Source organism: Microbulbifer okhotskensis (assembly GCF_023895975.1).
GTDB lineage: Bacteria > Pseudomonadota > Gammaproteobacteria > Pseudomonadales > Cellvibrionaceae > Microbulbifer > Microbulbifer okhotskensis.
On the sequence record NZ_JALBWM010000297.1, the window covers coordinates 1 to 1,170 of the forward strand.

Below are 1,170 nucleotides of genomic sequence, written 5' to 3' on the forward strand. Positions count from 1 at the left end.
GACACAGAGTCACCAGGGGGTAGTGACACAGAGTCACCCAGAACCAGTCACTCTTTTGAACCAGTCAATGAACCTAATACCTCCCCGAGAAAATCATCGGGGAAAAAACCGGTGAAGGCCACGGATGATGATTACCTCCTGGCAAACCTAATTCTCGATGGTGTTCGTCGGCTCCAGCCCAAGCTCAAAATTCCCAACCTGGATACCTGGGCTGACGACTGCCGAAAAATTCGCGAGCTGGACAACCGAACACCACAAGACATCGCTCACGTTTTCAACTGGGCCAACCGTGATGATTTTTGGCAATCCAATATTCTCAGCCCTGCCAAATTACGCAAACAGTTCGACCAGCTGGAAATCAAGGCCAATCAATGCAAGGGAAGTGCAAATGAAAACCGTAACCCGGGCGCTGGCAACCAGCTCCAGCAGCAACACGCGCAACTCAACGCCGCTTTCGCTAGAGCCTCGGCACGAGAAGCTAATGCTGGCCCTCTGGAAGCGAATGACCCAATTGTACGGCCACAAGTGGACATCACAGCACAAGCTGTATGACTCCGAGCAGGGTGAGCGTAATGGAATCTACGGTGAAGACTTCATGCTTTGGGCTCGAAAGACTCGGAATCTCAGCGACAAGGACTGGGTGAGGGGAATGGAAAACATTGAGCACCGCAACACTGAAGCGGCTCGAAATGGGGAAACCAGCTGGCCACCCAATTACGCAGAGTTTTTAGGGTTGTGCCTCCCAGCCCCAGGAAGCGCAGCTCATAAAGAATTTGAACCCCTGGCCCTACCAGACAAAAACGCCCAAGAGAAAGCCCGCCAGAGCGGTGAGAGCGAACTGGAGAAAATGCGGGGGATGTTCGACCTATGAGCGACGAAACCCCGGACGAAAAAGTTTTAGAGGGTGAATACATTCCCCGAGAAGAATCAAACCCTCACCCATCGACCTGGGCTGAGATGCTGGAAGACACCAACTGGTAAACCCAAAACATCACGGAGCGATAACCATGTCAGCAATCACTATCTCAGAAGCTATCAAACGTATTTCTCAGACCGACCCAAGCAGCCCGCTTGCGGTTTTTCAAACAGAGCATCCGCGCCGTGTCAATGTAGTTTTTGCCAATACGGTTTGGACACAAAAGTGCATAGCGCGCGGTACTTGGGATTTCT

General features: G+C 51.9%; 2 protein-coding genes. Both read left to right on the forward strand.

Features of this window, described 5'->3' with window-relative positions; translation table 11 throughout:
- The coding region (locus MO867_RS22155; protein WP_444875290.1) for a phage replication protein O at nucleotides 1-552 on the forward strand (552 nt) is incomplete at its 5' end.
- Nucleotides 503-871 carry a hypothetical protein gene (locus MO867_RS22160; RefSeq protein ID WP_252473217.1) on the forward strand — a complete coding sequence of 123 codons (369 nt, stop codon included), beginning with the start codon at nucleotides 503-505 and terminating at the stop codon, nucleotides 869-871. The genes MO867_RS22155 and MO867_RS22160, both read left to right, overlap by 50 nt.
- Nucleotides 872-1,170 lie beyond the last annotated feature (299 nt).

Excerpts from the sequence above, each read along its gene's own strand:
- MO867_RS22160 (WP_252473217.1), top strand. The coding sequence starts at position 503 with ATGACCCAATTGTACGGCCACAAGTGGACATCACAGCACAAGCTGTAT.